The sequence below is a fragment of the Legionella micdadei genome, assembly GCF_000953635.1.
Classification (GTDB): Bacteria; Pseudomonadota; Gammaproteobacteria; order Legionellales; family Legionellaceae; genus Tatlockia; species Tatlockia micdadei.
Genome location: NZ_LN614830.1, coordinates 357,588 through 375,744, shown reverse-complemented (window position 1 = coordinate 375,744; position 18,157 = coordinate 357,588). Strand labels below are relative to the sequence as shown.

Here is an 18,157-nt window from a genome sequence, read left to right as displayed (position 1 = left end):
TATTATAGTACACTAAGATTAATTCATCGTCTTATTGCCAACCTAAGCGAACTCCAAAAAATTTATTCCTCGTTAATAACGATGTATTCTATAAAGAATTGGGAAAAAACTCATATTAGGAGAGAGCAAATGGAATTTTTAAACCGGAAAAGCTTATTGCTCTTGATAGTAATCATCCTAATTTGCCTATACTTGATTTTAACTCCAAAAAGATTATCCAATGAAACTAAGTTCCTCCCAAAAACCATGCCCCCAATCGAAGCCAAATTGCCTGCTCCTGTTTATTCCAGTCAGACTTCAATTGAAGATGCCCTAAAAAAACGGCGTTCGATAAGGACATACAAAAATCAAGCAATAACATTATCGCAGGTTGCCCAGTTACTTTGGGCTGCACAAGGAATAACCTCTGATAATGGATTCCGCACTACCCCTTCAGCAGGAGCACTCTACCCGTTAGAAGTCTATCTTGTGGCAAGGGACGTAAACGATTTGTCACCGGGTGTCTACCATTATTTGCCGACCAAGCATGCATTACTAAAAATTAAAAACGGAGATATTTCTGATCAATTAACCAAAGCAGCATTAGAGCAGGAAGCAATAAAATCTGGCGCAGCTAATATTGTCATTACGGCTGTATTTTCTCGAACAACAAAAAAGTATGGCGAAAAGGGGAAAAGTTTTGTTTTTATGGAGGCAGGACATGCAGCGCAAAATATTTACCTTCAAACGGTGTCTTTAAATCTCGGTACAGTCACAATCGGCGCTTTCGATGAACCTCAAGTTAGACAAGCTTTAAATACTCCTGAAGACGAAATACCTCTATATATTTTACCTATCGGAGGGCTTTAAGAGACATTTTTCCATCTCCTGATATAAATGAGAATCCTGCCAGATCGATGCAGCATCTCATCCCGAAATTTCACAATAGAGTAAATTCTCTAACTCACTAAGCGCACATTTATCCTGTATTTTAAAAGGGAATACCCAAGTTGCTTACCCCATTTTATTGTGCGCCTAGTCATTACAACTAAGGTTTAAATTTTCGTTTTGATAGAATGTCCAGACTATGAAGATCTTTCGTTCGGGTTTGCGCTGCTGCAGCGAAATCTGCACCAATGCCAAACTCATCTCTAGTCAAAATCGTTTGCTGGGTTGTGTCATAGGTAGGTAAAACCCAAAACGGATCGTCAAAAGCACGAACTGTCGCACCCATTAATTTTGCAAATTTTTTCCCAAATGCATCACTAACCACATCTGAACAAGTATAAAGCCAAATTTCCGTAATTGGGCTCCAAGCTTTTTTCAGGCTCGCTAAAGTGGCTTTGTCTGCAGCATTTTTACTAATGGTGGTGATAAGTGCGGAATCAAGACCAGCGGCATTTATATCTGCATTTTGACCAATCACAGCGCCCCATTTACCGTTAGTAGTTAACGTTCCCATAAAACCAAAATTGCCGCTTTGTGCATATAAAAACAGATTAAGCCTGACTACACGTGAAGGGTAACTTTTTCCAAAACCAGGTACTTTAGGCGCAAAATAAGTCACAGAACTAATGAGGTCAGCAAGCGAATTGATGACTTGACCATAAGGTTTTGTGGCTTGATTATTCGCCGATGATGCAGCAGGACTGATAATATCAAAATCCTCAGCAGCAGGTAACCAAACATTGTTCACTATCCCTTGAATTTCAGACGCCTCATCAGGCCAAGGCCTCGGGAAATTAGCGTAGCAGGCAATTTCGTAACTAATCACAACCCCCGTTGCTTTACCTGTACCGGTGCTCTGTCCCCCTCCATACACAGCCGGAATAATTGAAGCACCAGATTCCCCCAAATTACCCCAATTCATTTTTGACAAAACTTCATCAGCACGGCTATTTCCATTAAAAAGATTCTGCAGATCATTTGGAACGCCAGGCATAGTCGCCCCAGCCACGCCATCGATTCCGTTGTCTCCCGGTCCAGTTGATGTTGAAATCCCATTATTAGCTACTCCTGACTCGGTAGATGCACCATTAACTCTGGGTGACTGCTTATCCATCTCGGTTGCGGTATTCAATAAGGCTCCAGATTCTGAAATATTCTTGGCTGAACCTGCGTTCGCAGAAGGTAATCCCATAGCAGCTAATGCCAACTGCGCTGCTATTTTTTTCTCTTCTATATCTTTCTGGGCAGCCACAGCTAAGTTTGCTGCCGCTTGCTTGCCTGCTTCCGTACTTGCGCTAGTTGCATTACTTGCTAATGCTTGCGCTAATGAAGCAGTAGAAGCAATGCCTGACATATCTCGAAACATATTGCCATTTTGAATTGCGTTCAGAATGGAGCCAACTCCAGTTGGATCAGGTAGAGTAGTCGGATTCATGATATTTAAAACCGGCGCACCCAATTGGCCTGGTGTTGCATCAACAGGTTGCGCACGCGACTCCATTTGTATAGCAGCAATTTCGGGTGGCTGTAAAGGAATCGGCGAATCTTGCCAGTTCCAAAAACGAGTAGCATCCAATCGTTCTGCTGAGTTAGAACGGCCAAGTACTGCTTCTGCAAATACACCACCGGTAGGAATTGGGATAAGTTGTTCCATTGCTGTACTTGCGCCTAAAATCAGACCTCGTTCTTTTAACCATGAAGCCCAATTTTTATGGGATTCATCCTCGCTCGATTCTGATTGAATCCCCACTGCTTCAATAAAACTTGGCATGCGGAATACCAAATAGTTACTCGCGACCATCACAGGATTAGGATCAATCAAATCCGCAATGGGTTTACCTTCAAAAGTATAAGCAGACAAAAGAAGAGCTATCTGCGAAGGATCAAGTGAGCGCCAAACCGCTTGGCTATAATGCAAGCGATTTTGTTCAAGATGAATTTTAAGCTCCGTTTCACTTTGATTGGCAATAAACTGGCAAAGTTGTAATTCAACTGCATTTGGAGTGATTTCAATAGGAAAACTAATTGGAAATTTGGCGCTACCATAACTTAATTGCATAGTTAGCTTTCCGCTTAAATAACTTGAGCTTGTGGATGTAATTTTAATTGCAGCGATTTCCTGGATAGGGGTCGGATCACTGATACTCCATTCAAGAATACTAATACTGCTTAAATTAATCGTGTTACCTGATTGTAATACCAGTTTTAAACCAGTAATCGAAATGGCAGAATTATTTTGGGAACTGAGCGTCAAAGAAATACCACAAAGCTCTGTCCCACCTGGCAAATAAATATCACTTGTTCCTGGTTTGGTAATACTAGCAAGAGTAATCCGAGAAGCCCTTATCAATTCATCATTTACCCAATAGGGCTGTACTGATGCTGCTAGCCGACTCACAGAACTAGTTGGTTCTGGGCTTGCTGTGGGGGTTGAGGGGGTACTTTCTTGTGAATCCGTTGCAGGACTAGTCGTCGAGATAGACGCTTCTCTCGCGGCTATTCTATCCACCATTGCCACTCCATCAAAAATTGAGCGGGTTGGTCTAAGCGGTACACTAGGCCGAATTGTAACTGCGCCAAATTCTCCATTTAACAATTCTTTTGCACGCTGAGTGAGTGCTGCATTGGCTAATACACCTTGATATCGCTCAATCGTTGCCTTGTCAAAATTGACCAATTTCATAGGCACGAAAAGGCAACGTTCCACTTGTTGCAATTGCACATTAACACGGTAAATTTCAATGACTTCATAATATTGAACAGTAAGCGCGTGCATGTGGTTGTAGTTTGCAATTATTCTTGTCGAAACCGATTGATGCTCTGCTTCAGAAACTTCCTTCACAATAGAAGCTCTTCGATCCCGAACCGAAGAAGCGGCTTGCTGTGTGGCATCGGAGACACGCTGGTTCATGGTTGCCGCTAAATTTCGAGTACCTGAAGAAGAGGTAAAGCTCTCTGCATTAGAACTTGTTGTAGCCGAAGATCCGCTTCCACCAAGGGTTAAAGGACCTAAACTCAGACCCAAACCACCCCCTCCAGCAGAGGTTGTCGAACTACCGCTACTCCTTGAAAAACCGGATTGAACTTCTGATGCCACTGCCTCTTGCACTTCAGAGATGGCTCGATTATGAGTACTGGTGTTGGTTAATTTTTCAGACTCGGAAATCATTTCCTCACCCGATGCACTCGTTTGTCTTGTCCAATCCATGACTGCGATACGAGTACTTTCTCCTGGAGCCAGAGCAACACTATGCAACAAATTACCCAAAGTGACACCTTGGGCAAACCATGATTGGGCAAAAGTCAACATTGCACCAACAGCGGGGGCTTTGAAACCAAAATCTGACGAAACGGTCGGTGCGATATCAATAGGGCCAGCAGCACTCAAATCAGTCGTTTCTCCTGGAGTAACTTGATCAATAACTATACTGCGATAATAATGACGTTCCGTCGGATACTCACCAAGCCGAGGGACTAATTCGCTCCCATCTTCCTGGGCTAGGCTAGGTATTGCAGCATCTAATACTACCTGAGCAGCACAAAATGGCGGCCATCGACCTAAATCACCTACTGTTTCTACCTGTAAATTGTCTTTTATTTCAGTTGCAAGGCTAGTATCAATTTCTCTTAGCAAACTGACATCAGCTTCAACCAAAGCAGCTGGAGTTGCGGGGTGAATCCGAATCAATAAAACTCGACGATATTCTACCTGATCGCGCTATAATCGAATTGCCTTCACCGTTTGCAGCATTAGCAATATCTCGCGCCGTCTGAAATAAAGAGGAAGTTGCCAAATCATAGATTTTTTTAATCCCTAGTTTATTTAAGGTTTGCTCAGAAGGGTTGGTCACCCCTAACAAAGAAGAAACAGGCTGACTTAGAACAGTCAACGCATCCATTTTGGTATATTGGAACTTTATACCATCCCTGTATCCCATTTTTAAACTCCTTTTTCCCCTATTTTTAAATTTATACCTCATTCAAATTATTGCAAGTTTTCACGCTAATTTTTTTATTTATTCTGCATAAATTTTCCAAAAATTTTATGAATTTATTGGAAAATTTATTTATTTTATTCCATTAATTTTTTTATTATCTTTAAATATAATATATAAAAAATATGAAAATATGTGACTTTTTTACGTATGCATAAAAATGAAATAATTTGATATTTTTAATAATGTTCTTGCACCCAAGATAAAGCAGATTTTAATCCAAGGTGAAGAGAAATACGGAGCAGACTACCTCTAACCCGGTATAATTTTACTGAAAAATGAAAGGGCTCTTTCTCAAAAACGGGGGCACTTTAATCGAGTTAGTATAGACTAACCCTTTGATTTGACGGTCAAAAGGAGATTAAAGTGCCGAAGAATGATCTTATCCTAAATTTACCTGGATTTACCATCAAAAAAGTAAGTGGTTATCAACCCTTAATTTTGGAGTTATCTTATAATCGCAAAGCGCGTTGTGGCCATTGCGCTAGCAAAGAGGTTCGTAAAAAAGCGTCGTATATGCGACGGGTGGCGCATGAATTAATTGGCCACCGACGAAGCGAGTTACACTTTAAGGCTTATAAGCTGTATTGCAATAGCTGTAAGCGTTATGGGAATCAACAGTTTCCTGGGATTAATAAGTATCAACGTTCAACTTGGCGTTTGCAGGCAGCTGTTTTCCATGACCATACCCGTGGCATATCGCAAAAAGACCTTGCTAAGCAATATAGCAAAGGCAAAGCAACCATTGAGCGCTGGTATCAGCAGCACTATCGAGAACAAGAACGAGAACTAAAGAATGCACCTTGTCCAGCTGTTCTTGGAATAGATGAACATTCCTTTAGCCGTAAACAACGATATGCAACTACACTTTGCGACCTTAGAAAACATAAAGTATTTGATATTGTTAAAGGTCGTTCTTCAGCTGATTTAAAAGACTATTTTAAAAACTTGGAGGGTAAAGAGCGGGTGAAAGTCGTTTGTATTGATTTAAGCACGAGTTACCGAGCACTGGTGAAACAGCACTTTCCTAACGCGCAAATCGTGGCTGACAGATTCCATGTTATAAGACTTATTAATCAGCTCACCTTACAAACCTTTCATCAAATTGACCCAACCATCAAGTATCAGCGAGGTTTATTAGCAGCGCTTAAAACCAACCCGGAAAACTTAACAACTAAGAGGCTCTCTCTTCGTAATCACTATCTTGAACAACAGCCGGCCATTGCTGCCATTTATGATTTTAAGCAAGAACTACATCAATTACTCACTAAAAAGCATTGCACCGCTAAAGAGTGCAAACGCTTATTACCCCGTTTCTTAGAAATGATAAACGAACTTAGACACAGTCCTTTTCAACCTTTGAAAACCTTAGGAAATACCTTATTTAGATGGAAAGATGAAGTCGCAAGAATGCTCCGATTCACTAAGAACAACGGGATAACCGAAGGCTTTCATCGAAAAATGAAACTCATTCAGCGTAGAGCTTATGGGTTTAAAAACTTTGAAAATTATAGAACGCGTGTTAGGGTGCTCTGTTGCTAACGATTAGTGCCCCCGTAATTGGGAAAGACCCATTTTTGTTTGTATGCCGCTATAACCATAAAAACTTTAATTTTTCTAGCGCAACCTATTAGCAGCCCCCGCAGTTCATTGAGTCGTATTTCATGCTCCTGACGAGATGCTTTTATTTTCTGTAGGTCTAGGTTTTCTATATTAGCAAATATGTCGTTCATAACTATCTTGAGTCGATAACGTTAAATCAAAGGAAGTCACTTTCAAATAAGTGTACCCCAAAGTGTACCCTGGAAAAATAAAATTAGAGAATGAGCTTGAAGTATTAGATGCAATTTGTTGATTTAAAAGGGATTTTTTGGTCGGGACGGAAGGATTTGAACCTTCGACCACTAGCACCCCATGCTAGTACGCTACCAGGCTGCGCTACGCCCCGATTTGGATGGGCATAATAACTTGTCTATTGATAAAAGACAAGGTGGCTTTGTAAATTATGGTCAAAAAAATTACATAATTTTTCCCTTTATGGTATAATTTGCTTGGCTATGAAAGGTAGGAAAACGCATGAGATATTATTATTGCAAACAATTAAATCATTATTACAAAATTGGAAATGAAGGCGCAAAGAAAAGGATATATACATTTGATTCAGAAAGAGCAACATGGATAGAGATCCCTATTATCAAATCGGGAAAAGGGCAAGGCGTCTATGAATATACCCTTAATATTGGCGTAGAGAATTCCCGGGTAATCCTTAGAGAGCCTGATATAAACACTAGAGCTGATTATCTCATGTTAGAGCTTTCCATCGGAGGAAATACTCAATTTCTGAAATTGGACCCAGTTCCATCTGAGCTTTTAAAAGCGGCAAAGCCTGAGTTGTTGGATGAACCAGCCCCTGTTAGGACTTCTCCGCAACATCGCCAAGTTTCAAGCCACACTAAAACCTTTTTTTCTGAGAATAACCAATATAGAAAATATGATTTGTCTCTCGGTCAACGTCAGGCTTTGGAAGCACATCGAGAATCATTAAGAAACCGCTTGACAGAATATCATCTCCTAAGTTACCTCTTTTTTTGCTTTAGTCAGGGTTATTCCAGAACTGAAAAAATTGAGGAAATCACCCGGCTATTAGAGACTGGGGAAGCAAAAGCTGAAGTTGTGGAGCAAGGGCATACCGGCAGTATTGTATTAGGTATGCGTTAATGTGTTGCAATAGAGAAGCGGCTTAAAAATTAAACCGCTTCTTAAAACACTATAGTCAGTTAAATGCATTAATACCGGTAATATGGCGCCCTAACACTAGAGTATGCACATTATCCGTACCTTCATAAGTAAATACTGACTCAAGATTAAGCATATGACGAATGACATGATATTCAAGGCTGATGCCATTTCCACCGAGTAAATTTCGACAAGCCCGGGCAATTTTTAATGCTTCTCTACACGCATTTCCTTTGGCCAAGGAAATCATCGTCGGCGTTTCCCTTTTCTGATCTTTTAGCCTGCCTATTTGTAAATTCATCCATTGAGCCTTGATAATTTCGGTATACATCTGTGCTAAATCCTTTTGTACCAGTTGAAATGACGCCAGGGGCTTACCGAATTGTTTGCGCTCAAGCAAGTAATCTCGAGCAATATCAAAGCAAGCCATGGCCGCCCCCATTGCTCCCCACGCAATGCCATATCGTGCTTGACTCAAACAACTTAGTGCAGCGCCTAACCCTTTATCCGTTTTAGGTAATAAATTTGCCTCTGGCACAAAAACATCTTCAAAGACGAGCTCGCCAGTCAGCGAGGCACGTAATGACATTTTTTGCTTGATTTCCGGACTGCTAAACCCTTTAAAATCTCTCTCGACAATAAAACCACGAATTCCCTCATCAGTTTTAGCCCAGACTATCGCAATATCAGCGATTGGTGCATTGGTAATCCACATTTTTGCGCCATTTAAAAGCCAGCCTCCGTCCACCTTTTTCGCATAGGTCCGCATACTGGCAGGATCAGAGCCCGAATCAGGTTCGGTAAGGCCAAAGCAACCAATGATCTCACCTGCAGCCATAGCAGGTAAAAACCGCATTTTCTGCTCCTCAGTGCCATAACGAAAAATAGGGTACATGCACAGTGAACTTTGTACAGAGACAAAGCTGCGTAAGCCACTATCCCCTCGTTCTAATTCTTGACAGACCAAACCATAAGCCACATAGGAAGCCTCTGACCCACCGTATTGCGCAGGCAAAGTAAGACCCAATAAACCCAGCTCTGCTGATTTTTTTATTAGCTGTTTTGGGAATTGGGCATGTTCAAATGATTCAGCCATTAATGGTATAACTTCCTGGCTAACAAAACGTGCAACGCTATCGCGGATCATACGTTCATCAGCGTGTAATTGTTCATCAAGAAATAACAAGTCGTCCACGATCTTTCTCCCTTTTAACTGAATTTAAGGCCAAAACGGCCTCCACAATAGAATCACGGCTGGGCAACAGATATTGCCAGGCGGTACCTAATGGAATGAAACAGTCCTCACCCGTAATACGTTTTATTTTCAAGCGATGGACTGTCTGTTCAACTAACATCGTGATTAACCCTTCACTCACCGAGCCGCTTTGGCGTCCTTCGTCAACAATTAAAACGCGTTTTGCTTTACTCACTTCTTTTAAAATTGCTTCAGTGGGTAATGGGCTTAACCAGCGTAAATCAATAAGTTTTACCGCAATACCATGTTCTTGCTCAAGGATTTTTACGGCTTGCCTAGACAAATAATAACCATTTGCATAGGTAAGTATCACTGTCTCACCTTCGCCATAAACACCAACCTCACCGGGTTCAATCATTTCATCGACAGGTGGGTAATCAAAAAGCCAACCATTGTCCCCTGCCTCATGCAAATCTTTAGTCATATATAAGGCGATGGGTTCGAGAAATACTACGATACGACCTTCTTCATGCGCCAATCTCATGCACGAGCGCAACATCTTGGCTGCATCTGGGCCGTTTGAGGGACAAGCAACAACGACTCCTGGCAAATCGCGCAATACCGCAATTGAATTATCATTGTGAAAATGGCCGCCAAAGCCTTTCTGATACGCTAAAGAAGCAATACGGATAACCATCGGATTTTGATACTGGCCATTAGAAAAGAAGGACAAAGTCGACGCTTCGCCACGCAACTGATCTTCTGCATTATGTAAATACGCTAAAAATTGAATCTCAGGTACAGGTATAAACCCGTTATGAGCAAGCCCGATTGCCGTACCCAAAATGGTCGTCTCATCGAGCAATGAATCAAAAACTCTACGCTGACCAAAGCGAGCTTGCAAATCTGCAGTTACCCGGTAAACTCCGCCTTTTTTGCCAACATCCTCACCAAAAATCAGCATATTAGGGTACTGCATCATGAGATCAGTAAGAGCAAAATTGATGTGTTGGCAAAGGTTGCGTTTTAAATTTAATTGGCTATATGCATTACCAAAAACTTCAGCCCGACGGGCATTGTCGGGCGGTAGATATATCCGCTTATTGCGTGTCTTGGGTAACAGGGAAGACATCACCTCTTGAGCACTGTTCATTTTCGGCAACCGGATCGCTTCCACCGCTTTAGCTTCAATAAGCGTTTTATTGTCTTGATATAGCGTTAGTATTGTTTTGGCTGTCATCCATCCTTCTTGACATAATAGTCTTGCTGTGTGCAATAAGGGGTCATTTGCTTCACGTTGCTCAATCTCGGATTGTGAATTATATTGAAACTCAATATCAGAACCGGCATGACCTAACAATCGCACGCATTTCATGTGAAGGAAAACAGGCTGCTTCTTAGCTCTTGCGATAGATTCCGCTTGTTTAGCTTTTAAATAAACATCAGCCAGATTTAAACCATCGCAGGCAATGTAGTGCAACCCTGGCCTTTGTTTCACCGAAGATTCGATCCAATTACTGGGTGTTGGTACTGAGATACCGATGCCGTTATCTTCACAAATAAAAATTAACGGCAAGGGGTATTGCTGAGTAGCAATCCAAGAACAAGCATTTAAAGTCGTTTGTGCTGAGGCATGGTTCGTTGAAGCATCACCAAATGAGCAAAGGATGATTGAATCAGCCGGTAATTTTGAATAAATTGCTAGCTCCCTTGCACGAGTAATCGAAATTGCAGCGCCAAGGGCTTTGGGCAAATGTGAGGCAATTGTTGAAGTTTGTGGCGGAATAGTTAGGGCTACGCTACCAAAGACTTTGTGGCGCCCACCTGCAATAGGATCGGCTGCTGCAGCAACAAGCGATAATAGAATATCCTGAACACCATCGCAACTGGGCAGTTGCTTGGCGCGTTGTAAGTAAAACGCGCCGCTCCGATAATGCAAAAAAGCCATATCACTGACGCGAAATACTTTCCCAAATGCTGCATTGCCTTCATGACCGCTGCTACCAATTGTGTAATAGGACAATCCTTTTTCTTTTAACTGACGAGCAATAAGGTCAAGTAGACGTGATTTAATTTGTGAATCAAAGAGTTCGATCGCAATTTTTTTGTCCATACCAGCCTGTGCTAAGCGGGTTGGACTTATTGCAGGAGGGAAATTTGCTTGAGTGACACGGTTAACAAATTGTTCGTCGACGACGCTAGCTCTATCTAACATTGTTGTACACCCTGTTTATGGAGAGCCTTCTTCTAAAAAACAGGCTCTAAGTCCTTTTTTATAGCGATAGGTTAAGTAAATTACTCTATCAGCCGATATAATCGGCATCAGTATAGTGAAATGAATTTGTGGATGACAAGCAAATTAAGGGAATAATGTATGCCTGTTGATCTTTCGAACACGCCAAGTATCCGACTAAATCCAACCCAAGAACTCAAACTGACTAAACCAGATACCGAGCTCTACGTCGGCCAGATTCTAAAAGCCGTGGTGGTTAAGTCGCTTACCGAAAACCAAGTCCTGATTAACATTGACGGTGAAAATATCAATGCGCAAACCTCGCAGCATTTAGAGCCTGGCGATTTACTTCAGCTTAAGGTCATAAAAACAGAGGATGGGACGATTGTTTTGCAAGTTTTGCGCGAGCCCCCACCCTTAACCCCTATGGAAGCTGCTTTAGCAAAAACACTACCCAAACAAGCGCCGGCAACACATTTATTTGCCACTCTAGCTGCCCTCGATACTATTCATTTGCCCGACTCTATCAGGCAACAGATTAATGAATTGCTCATAAGTATTAGCTCGATCACGCAATTGCCTCAGCAACTTAGTCAAGCGATTGCTAACTGTGGGCTTTTTTGGGAAGCAAATTTATTCAATTGGCGACGAAACGGCACTGGTGATTTACAGAACGACTTTAAAAGGCAGTGCTTACGATTACTGCATGCTTTGATGAATGAAGGAGTGAAATCAACCACTCCTGGGATAAATTCAGCTCCTAATTTACCTCAACGCGAATCTTTACCATTACCTGGAGCTATTCCACAGCCCATGCATCAATTGCTTGCCCCATCTTTTACTGGAAAACCGATAAGTACGCTCTTAGAGCTCCTGTATGAGCAAACCGATCAGGTTTTAGCGAGAATCAAAACCGCCCAATTGACTAATTTGCTTCAACCTACCGATCAAGCCCTCAACCTCATGCTCGATCTCCCCTTAAAGACACCCACTGGAATTGATGTCATTCCCATCCAAATTAAAGAGCACCGTCAAGAGACACCCTCTTTGGCCTCGAGTTGGTCGATTAGCTTTGCAGTGAATTTACCAGGCTTAGGCGATATACAAGCAAGGGTAAAAATGCAGGATATGGCTATTGATATTCAAATCAATGCAGAACAACAAAATACCGTAGCGCTTTTAAATTCTCATCAGCAAGCTTTCGATAATCTTTTAAGCTCTGTGGGATTAACCCTACGCTTATGGAATCTGCATTTAGGTTTAGAAGATCATGAGGTAGACATTCGTGATTTACGTTTATTGGATATACACATATGAACAAAGATAAATTACAGGCAATTGCGCTGCACTATGATGGTACATCGGCTCCCAAAGTCACCGCTAAAGGAGAAGGTATTATTGCAGAACAAATCATTAGTGCCGCCAAAAAACATGGTGTCCCTTTACAAAAAAATGAGGAGTTGACAGCCCTGCTTGCTGAGGTGAATTTAAGCTCAGAAATACCCCCTAAGCTTTATCTGGCAGTCGCCCAGCTTCTAGTTTTCCTCTATTACTTAAGTGCCGCTCCGCCGTCTGAAACAGAATGATTTATCGATGTAAATTCAATTTAACCCCTTTTAAGTTAAATCGCATCTCAATATTTTGATCTTACTTAAATCGATATTGTGTCATGAGCAATTTTATTTTTTTCTTATCTGTTTCATTTAGTTGGGATTAAACTGGAGAATATTGTTCAAGTAATCTACAATTTGACCTGAGAATAACACTTTTGAGGTTAATCATGAAATGGATAGCGCTAGCCCCAATGATTGTTCTTCTGGCAGCCTGTGGGTGTTGCACAAGTCCTGGAGTTTTAGAATATCGCTCTGTGACATATACGCCCACTATAACCACGACTCGAGTGGTGCCAGCCCCCGAAGCAGTGGTTGTAAGACCGATCTATTATGATCCAGTTACCATAATTGATACAGATCCGATTGATGTCACCACCACGACTATCGATTATTACTAGTCCATTTGGTTAATCAGATTAAAATAGAGTTCTCTTTACAAAGAGAACTCTGCTTCATACCCTTTTGCACACTACTAGAATAGTAGTAAAATAGGAAGCATTGCTTTAACAATCAACACAGCCCATTTAAAACTGGCAGAATAGATCCTAGTAAGAATAGACTGTATCAATTAGGTAAAAAAATGAAATCGTATGTAGTTATGACTTTTTATAAATTTGTTTCTCTTAACAATTATGAGTCAATGAGAGAACCCATCCTAAAAGTAATGAAGGAAAATCAAGTTAAAGGAACTATCATTTTAGCAAGCGAAGGAATCAACGGTACTTTCTGTGGCCAAAAAGAAGAAATTGAGCCACTCATAGCCTTTCTAAAAAGTTATTCAGGTTTAGAGGATCTAGCCTTCAGACCGACCTATAACGAGTTTAACCCGTTCGCCAAAGCTAAGGTCAAATTACGTAAGGAAATTGTCACGTTGGGTGTAGACGGCGTTGACCCACTCGAGCTCTCCGGAACTCACTTAAATCCTGCGGAATGGAACGAATTAATTTCAGACCCGGAAGTTGTTCTTATCGATACCCGAAATGACTATGAAGTAAAACTGGGTACTTTTAAAAACGCAATTAACCCAAATACAGAGAATTTTAGAGACTTTCCAGAATACGTTGAAACCCATCTTTTAGAGAAAAAGGACAAAAAGATTGCTATGTTTTGTACTGGTGGTATTCGCTGCGAAAAATCCACTTCTTATCTAAAAAAACTGGGCTTTGAGGAAGTTTATCAATTAAAAGGCGGGATATTAAATTACTTAGAATCCATGCCAGCAGAAGATTCGCTATGGGAGGGAACCTGTTTTGTATTTGATGACCGCGTTGCCCTTAATCATCAATTAACCGGCTTTGAAAAGGGTGCAATTGATACTGAATGGAAAAATAAGCATAGAAAAAAACAACAACCTGAGGAAATAAAGAGTTAAATCATTAATGTTGATTTTTTTGCTACTGTTTCTTCCGATTACTGGGGCAAAGGATCTGCCTCCATCAATTTTTCGTTACCTACTAGGTACCCCCGCTTTTATTCCTTTTCAAAAGGCATATCTTCAATGCTCTCTTGTGAACCATAGCTAAGCAAGTGAGTTATTAGGAACTAGAAAAGTAAACCGCTTGAGCTTGGCCTACTAATCCAGAAATACTTCTTTCATAAAAAAGAGATATTATTAATCCACTATCTCTTCAGATTCAGTGTGCTGCCCTATTCCTTTAGCAATTCTACGTAACACCTTCATACGTAATGAAATTACGGTTAATTGAAAGAACTTGTGAGATCAGTATTTTGCCTATCTTTTTCCTCTGGATTCTCGATCGCGGACTTTGATTCTTCTTTAACATAGAAAAGGGATTGCTTGAATTGACTTACCGATTTAGCCAGCCCTTTTTCTCTTCCAAGATAAAACATACCGGTTCCAACAAAACCAACTGCCCCAACACCAGCTCCTACGCCAACAGAAGCAGTTAATCCGATGGCGCCAACTGCAGAGAGCAATAAGCTTGTTCCTCCACTTGGAATAGCAGCTAAAATTCCAACAACAACTAAAGAAGCACAAGCAAAAATCATTAATGCAACACCTAGCGCTTGCCATTTTGGTGAAGCTTTACCCGATACATTATTTGCTAGCGCTGCAAGCCGTTTGCTATTTTCTTGAGTTTTTTGTGGATCGTCTAACTCTCTCATGGCTTTGTTGGCTGCAAATAATACCAGAGACAAATCACTAAGAGAGCGCGAGTTCAAATTTTCTGGGTTCCTTCCCGCAATGATCTTCTTAACTTGCTTTATTACTTCGTTTCCTTTACAAATCATCAACGGTTCTGTGGAATTTCTCAAATTCTCTTCAAATTGACGGAAATAATCCTCGTATTCATCTTTGGCAAATCTACATGGTCTCTTTAGAAAATCAACCTCGTCAACTTCGTTTAGCTTATTGGTTTTTGCACTTTTGAGATAAAACTCACGCTGGGCCTCTGGAGAGAATGTTGCCTCCCCGAGTAGATCATTAGCAATGGAATCGCTTTTCATCCCAGTAGACCCATGCACATGGTGAGAGGCAATTTCGGCGGCATTTCCACCTGCTGCGCGTACAGATTCGATATTTCTAGTGCTTAATCCCTTGCTTTTGTATCTCTTCTTCATCCAATCTTGAGTCGACTTTTCAACTGCAGTTCCCGTTCTATCCTGGCCACTTGCACAATGAATAACACTAATGGTGTCTTCCGTATTACTTGCGGCTAAAATAACCTTACTTACGCTTTTGAGGCGCTTCGCTTTTTGGAAAGGAGCAATTCCATGTGGCGGCTCTTCTTCCCCAAAATTTAATCCTTCAGCAATATCCAAAGCTCGAAGAGTCCCTTCAGGATTGGTTGCCATGTAAGACATCTTGTCCGATTTTTCTTCTCGTCCTCTTGTTGCTTGAGACACGTGCTTAATTATAGTGGATTGATTTTCACTAAACGTGTAAGTATTCAATGTGGTAACATGAAGATTCAATGTGTCAACATCGCCACCCATTCTTGCTGCGGCAGCAGCACGCACTTGTTCCAAATTTTCGCGTGTATGTATTTGAATTACTTCACTTTTTTCACCTTCACCAATAAAAGCCGGTGAACCCATTCGAGCTAACCAAAGCACATCTTCATCTTGAGCCTCTAACCCATCAACATCAGGAGGGAGCTCATCAACGATTTGAATTAATTCATTTTTAACAATAAACGCATTTTTCGCACCAACCAGATGCGTTTTACGTGCCTGGGCTGGTAAAGCAGTATCTGGTTTAGCAATCAACTCAGCAAACAAATAATCTGCTTCTTGTGTTGCAAGATTACGAATTGTGTGAGCGTTTTTCTCATCCTCAAATGGATACGGGATTAGTGTTTCAAGTTGTTGAAGGGCTTCTATCTGGACTGGTGTTTTTTCGGTAACAGGATATTGTGTCTCCCGTTGCAAAATATGTGCAGACTCATCATAGGTCAAAGTAACCATCGTGCGGGCAGGAGAAAGTACGCTAGATAGATCACGGTAATAAGCCAATAATTTTTCAGCGTCCTTTTTACTTTCACACCCCCTAGTCAAGTTAGCCTCATGAAGTTGCTTCACCAAAAAGGTGTTAAATGCTTTTTCTTTTTGGGTAATGAGCGCATTCTTCTGGGAATTAGAACCTTCTCCCTGTGCAATTTCTAGAATTTCCCTGCACAATGAGCCAAATTCAGTTTTGATCTCGTCACGAAGCTCCCGCCCATGAGCGCCATGTTTTTTATCAATCGCAAAGTCGATGGGGCGTAACCGGGACAGGCAACGTAACAAAGCATTATTAGCCTCAATCACAGGTGCATCATGGGACATCCGCTGGCCAAGAGGGGTAGCACGAGTCGCATCCCTCAACCACGTATTTGTGCCATTATCAAGGGTAGAGACAATACCAAATTGCGCATCATTTACCTCGCGCAATAAATCACTCATTGCCCCATAATTAATTTCGCCTTCAAGTAGACTCTCTTCAACCAGCTCTGGGTTAAGACAAAATTCGTGTCCAACTTGTTGAGTTAAGCCTTTAAAAAGTTCGCTGTGTTCTCTGGGCATGGCAAACTCTATTTTTAAAATGTAATTTTAATTATATTAAGGGAAAGTTAAGATAATATTAACTGTATTGTGGGGCTAACATGCAACGTATGCTGCTTACTCTCTTTCTTTATGCCTTGAGTCAAACAGTCTGGGGCCTCCCTAAAGGATTTGTTTATTTACGAGATATTGAGCCAAGCATTATCCAAGATATACGTTATGCTACAAGTTATAATTTTATTGGCCGTCCGATCCCTGGATATCAATCTGGCCGCTGTATTCTCACTCGTGAGGCAGCCGAACATTTAGCCAAAGTACAAGTAGCTGCGAATAAATTAGGCTATACCCTTAAAGTTTATGACTGTTATCGACCTCAAACTGCAGTGGAAGCTTTTTACCAGTGGAGCCTCGATCCTGACGATACTCGCATGAAAACTTCCTTTTATCCGCGCGAAGACAAAAAGGATTTATTTACCAAAGGCTATATCGCTAAAGGATCCGGCCATACCCGAGGAAGCACCATCGATTTGACTTTAGTCAAAATCGGGACAAAATATCCTGTTGTTAATTCGGCCATTACTCGTTGCTTTGATAAAACTAACCACTATCTCAATGATGATTCCATAGACACGGGCACTCGGTTTGATTGCATGGATCCAAGCGCTGCCATTTTTTATTCTGATTTAAATAAGAAACAAAAAGCCAACCGGGCATTGCTTCGTAATCTGATGACAGAAAATGGGTTTAGATCCTATCCTCAAGAGTGGTGGCATTTCACCCTTAATAATGAACCCTATCCAAAGACCTATTTTAATTTTCCTGTAAAATAGCGTTTTGAAGTTATAACTGGTCACTAAGATCCTTGAATACTTGTTAAAGGTGGCCTACCTTTACTCTGGGAGGCCAAAATGTGGTTAACTTACGCCATTATTGCTGCTATTTTATGGGGATTTAATTATGCTCTGGCTGAAAAAATACTACAGAGTATATCCCCCGTTAGTTTATTGGCTTTAGAAATGCTTTTCGGAGCCATTTTTTTTACGATCGTTTCCTATTTCACAACCATGAAGAAAGATTTTCACCTATTACTCATCGATCCTAATGTTCGCTGGCTAACGATCATCGAAATTATCGTCGTTCTGCTCGCCAGTTTTTTCATTGTGGCTTCTATTCACATGAAGAATGCCACTGTAGCGGGGATTATTGAATTAATTTATCCCCTATTCACTATCTTTTTTACCTGGTTTTTATTTCATGAATTGCATGTAAACCTTGCCGTTATCATCGGAGGCATTTTTATTTTTGCAGGTGTTGTTATCATAAGCCTTGCCTAATGACGTAGACGTACTTCTGCTTGACATTGGAATTAATTTAAATACATACTGTACACAATTTATATTAATTTAAAGTATTCCCTCGTTCATAAAATGAAGCTACCTGATTTACGAAATCG

General features: G+C 41.0%; 14 protein-coding genes and 1 tRNA gene. 9 read left to right on the top strand and 6 right to left on the bottom strand.

From position 1 onward, the window contains the following. Positions 1-129: 129 nt before the first annotated feature. Complete coding sequence (locus LMI_RS01705; RefSeq protein WP_045098263.1) at positions 130-849, top strand: SagB/ThcOx family dehydrogenase; 720 nt, start codon at positions 130-132, stop codon at positions 847-849. Positions 850-1,027: 178 nt separating this feature from the next. Here LMI_RS01705 and LMI_RS01700 read toward each other — a convergent pair whose 3' ends face one another. Then, positions 1,028-4,615, bottom strand: coding sequence for a hypothetical protein (locus LMI_RS01700; RefSeq protein ID WP_231852197.1), 3,588 nt, complete (start codon positions 4,613-4,615; stop codon positions 1,028-1,030). Next, a complete protein-coding gene (locus LMI_RS15560) occupies positions 4,575-4,865 on the bottom strand; it encodes a hypothetical protein (protein ID WP_231852196.1) in 291 nt (96 codons plus the stop codon). Before LMI_RS15560 ends, LMI_RS01700 begins: the two co-directional genes overlap by 41 nt. 423 nt (positions 4,866-5,288) lie before the next feature. On the opposite strand from LMI_RS15560, the gene LMI_RS01695 reads away from it, so the two are divergent. Continuing rightward, positions 5,289-6,464 (top strand): ISL3 family transposase, encoded by a 1,176-nt coding sequence (locus LMI_RS01695; RefSeq protein ID WP_045098007.1) that lies wholly within the window; start codon positions 5,289-5,291, stop codon positions 6,462-6,464. Positions 6,465-6,793: 329 nt separating this feature from the next. Here LMI_RS01695 and LMI_RS01685 read toward each other — a convergent pair. After that, positions 6,794-6,870 (bottom strand) — tRNA-Pro (locus LMI_RS01685). A gap of 128 nt (positions 6,871-6,998) precedes the next feature. Between LMI_RS01685 and LMI_RS01680 the strand changes: the two genes are divergently transcribed. Continuing rightward, a complete protein-coding gene (locus tag LMI_RS01680; protein WP_045098261.1) occupies positions 6,999-7,640 on the top strand; it encodes a hypothetical protein in 642 nt (213 codons plus the stop codon). 55 nt (positions 7,641-7,695) lie between these two features. Here the strand turns inward: LMI_RS01680 and LMI_RS01675 are convergent, their stop codons facing one another. After that, entirely contained in the window at positions 7,696-8,853 is a 1,158-nt protein-coding gene (locus LMI_RS01675; protein ID WP_045098260.1) for an acyl-CoA dehydrogenase family protein, read from the bottom strand. Further along, entirely contained in the window at positions 8,831-11,068 is a 2,238-nt protein-coding gene (locus LMI_RS01670) for a thiamine pyrophosphate-dependent enzyme (RefSeq protein ID WP_045098259.1), read from the bottom strand. Before LMI_RS01670 ends, LMI_RS01675 begins: the two co-directional genes overlap by 23 nt. Before the next feature lie 159 nt (positions 11,069-11,227). On the opposite strand from LMI_RS01670, the gene fliK reads away from it, so the two are divergent. The 4 genes from fliK (at position 11,228) to trhO (ending at position 14,071) form a co-directional block, all read left to right on the top strand. Further along, positions 11,228-12,403 carry a flagellar hook-length control protein FliK gene (gene fliK, locus LMI_RS01665; protein WP_045098258.1) on the top strand — a complete coding sequence of 392 codons (1,176 nt, stop codon included), beginning with the start codon at positions 11,228-11,230 and terminating at the stop codon, positions 12,401-12,403. Next, the gene (locus tag LMI_RS01660) at positions 12,400-12,672 is read left to right on the top strand and encodes an EscU/YscU/HrcU family type III secretion system export apparatus switch protein (RefSeq protein ID WP_045098257.1); all 273 of its coding nucleotides are present in this window, start codon (positions 12,400-12,402) and stop codon (positions 12,670-12,672) included. The genes fliK and LMI_RS01660 overlap by 4 nt, the downstream gene beginning before the upstream one ends. Positions 12,673-12,866: 194 nt before the next feature. Then, positions 12,867-13,097, top strand: coding sequence for a hypothetical protein (locus LMI_RS15025; RefSeq protein WP_058393254.1), 231 nt, complete (start codon positions 12,867-12,869; stop codon positions 13,095-13,097). 182 nt (positions 13,098-13,279) lie between these two features. After that, positions 13,280-14,071: an oxygen-dependent tRNA uridine(34) hydroxylase TrhO gene (trhO, locus tag LMI_RS01655; RefSeq protein ID WP_064103007.1), complete on the top strand. Its 792-nt coding sequence runs from the start codon at positions 13,280-13,282 to the stop codon at positions 14,069-14,071. Between the two features lie 326 nt (positions 14,072-14,397). Here the strand turns inward: trhO and LMI_RS15490 are convergent, their stop codons facing one another. Beyond that, entirely contained in the window at positions 14,398-16,725 is a 2,328-nt protein-coding gene (locus tag LMI_RS15490; protein ID WP_064103006.1) for a hypothetical protein, read from the bottom strand. An 80-nt stretch (positions 16,726-16,805) separates the two neighbouring features. Here LMI_RS15490 and LMI_RS01640 point away from each other — a divergent pair, with 80 nt between their 5' ends. Both LMI_RS01640 and LMI_RS01635 read left to right on the top strand, forming a co-directional pair. Continuing rightward, positions 16,806-17,534 carry a M15 family metallopeptidase gene (locus LMI_RS01640; RefSeq protein ID WP_045098256.1) on the top strand — a complete coding sequence of 243 codons (729 nt, stop codon included), beginning with the start codon at positions 16,806-16,808 and terminating at the stop codon, positions 17,532-17,534. Positions 17,535-17,612: 78 nt separating this feature from the next. Then, complete coding sequence (locus LMI_RS01635) at positions 17,613-18,038, top strand: DMT family transporter (protein ID WP_045098255.1); 426 nt, start codon at positions 17,613-17,615, stop codon at positions 18,036-18,038. Positions 18,039-18,157 lie beyond the last annotated feature (119 nt).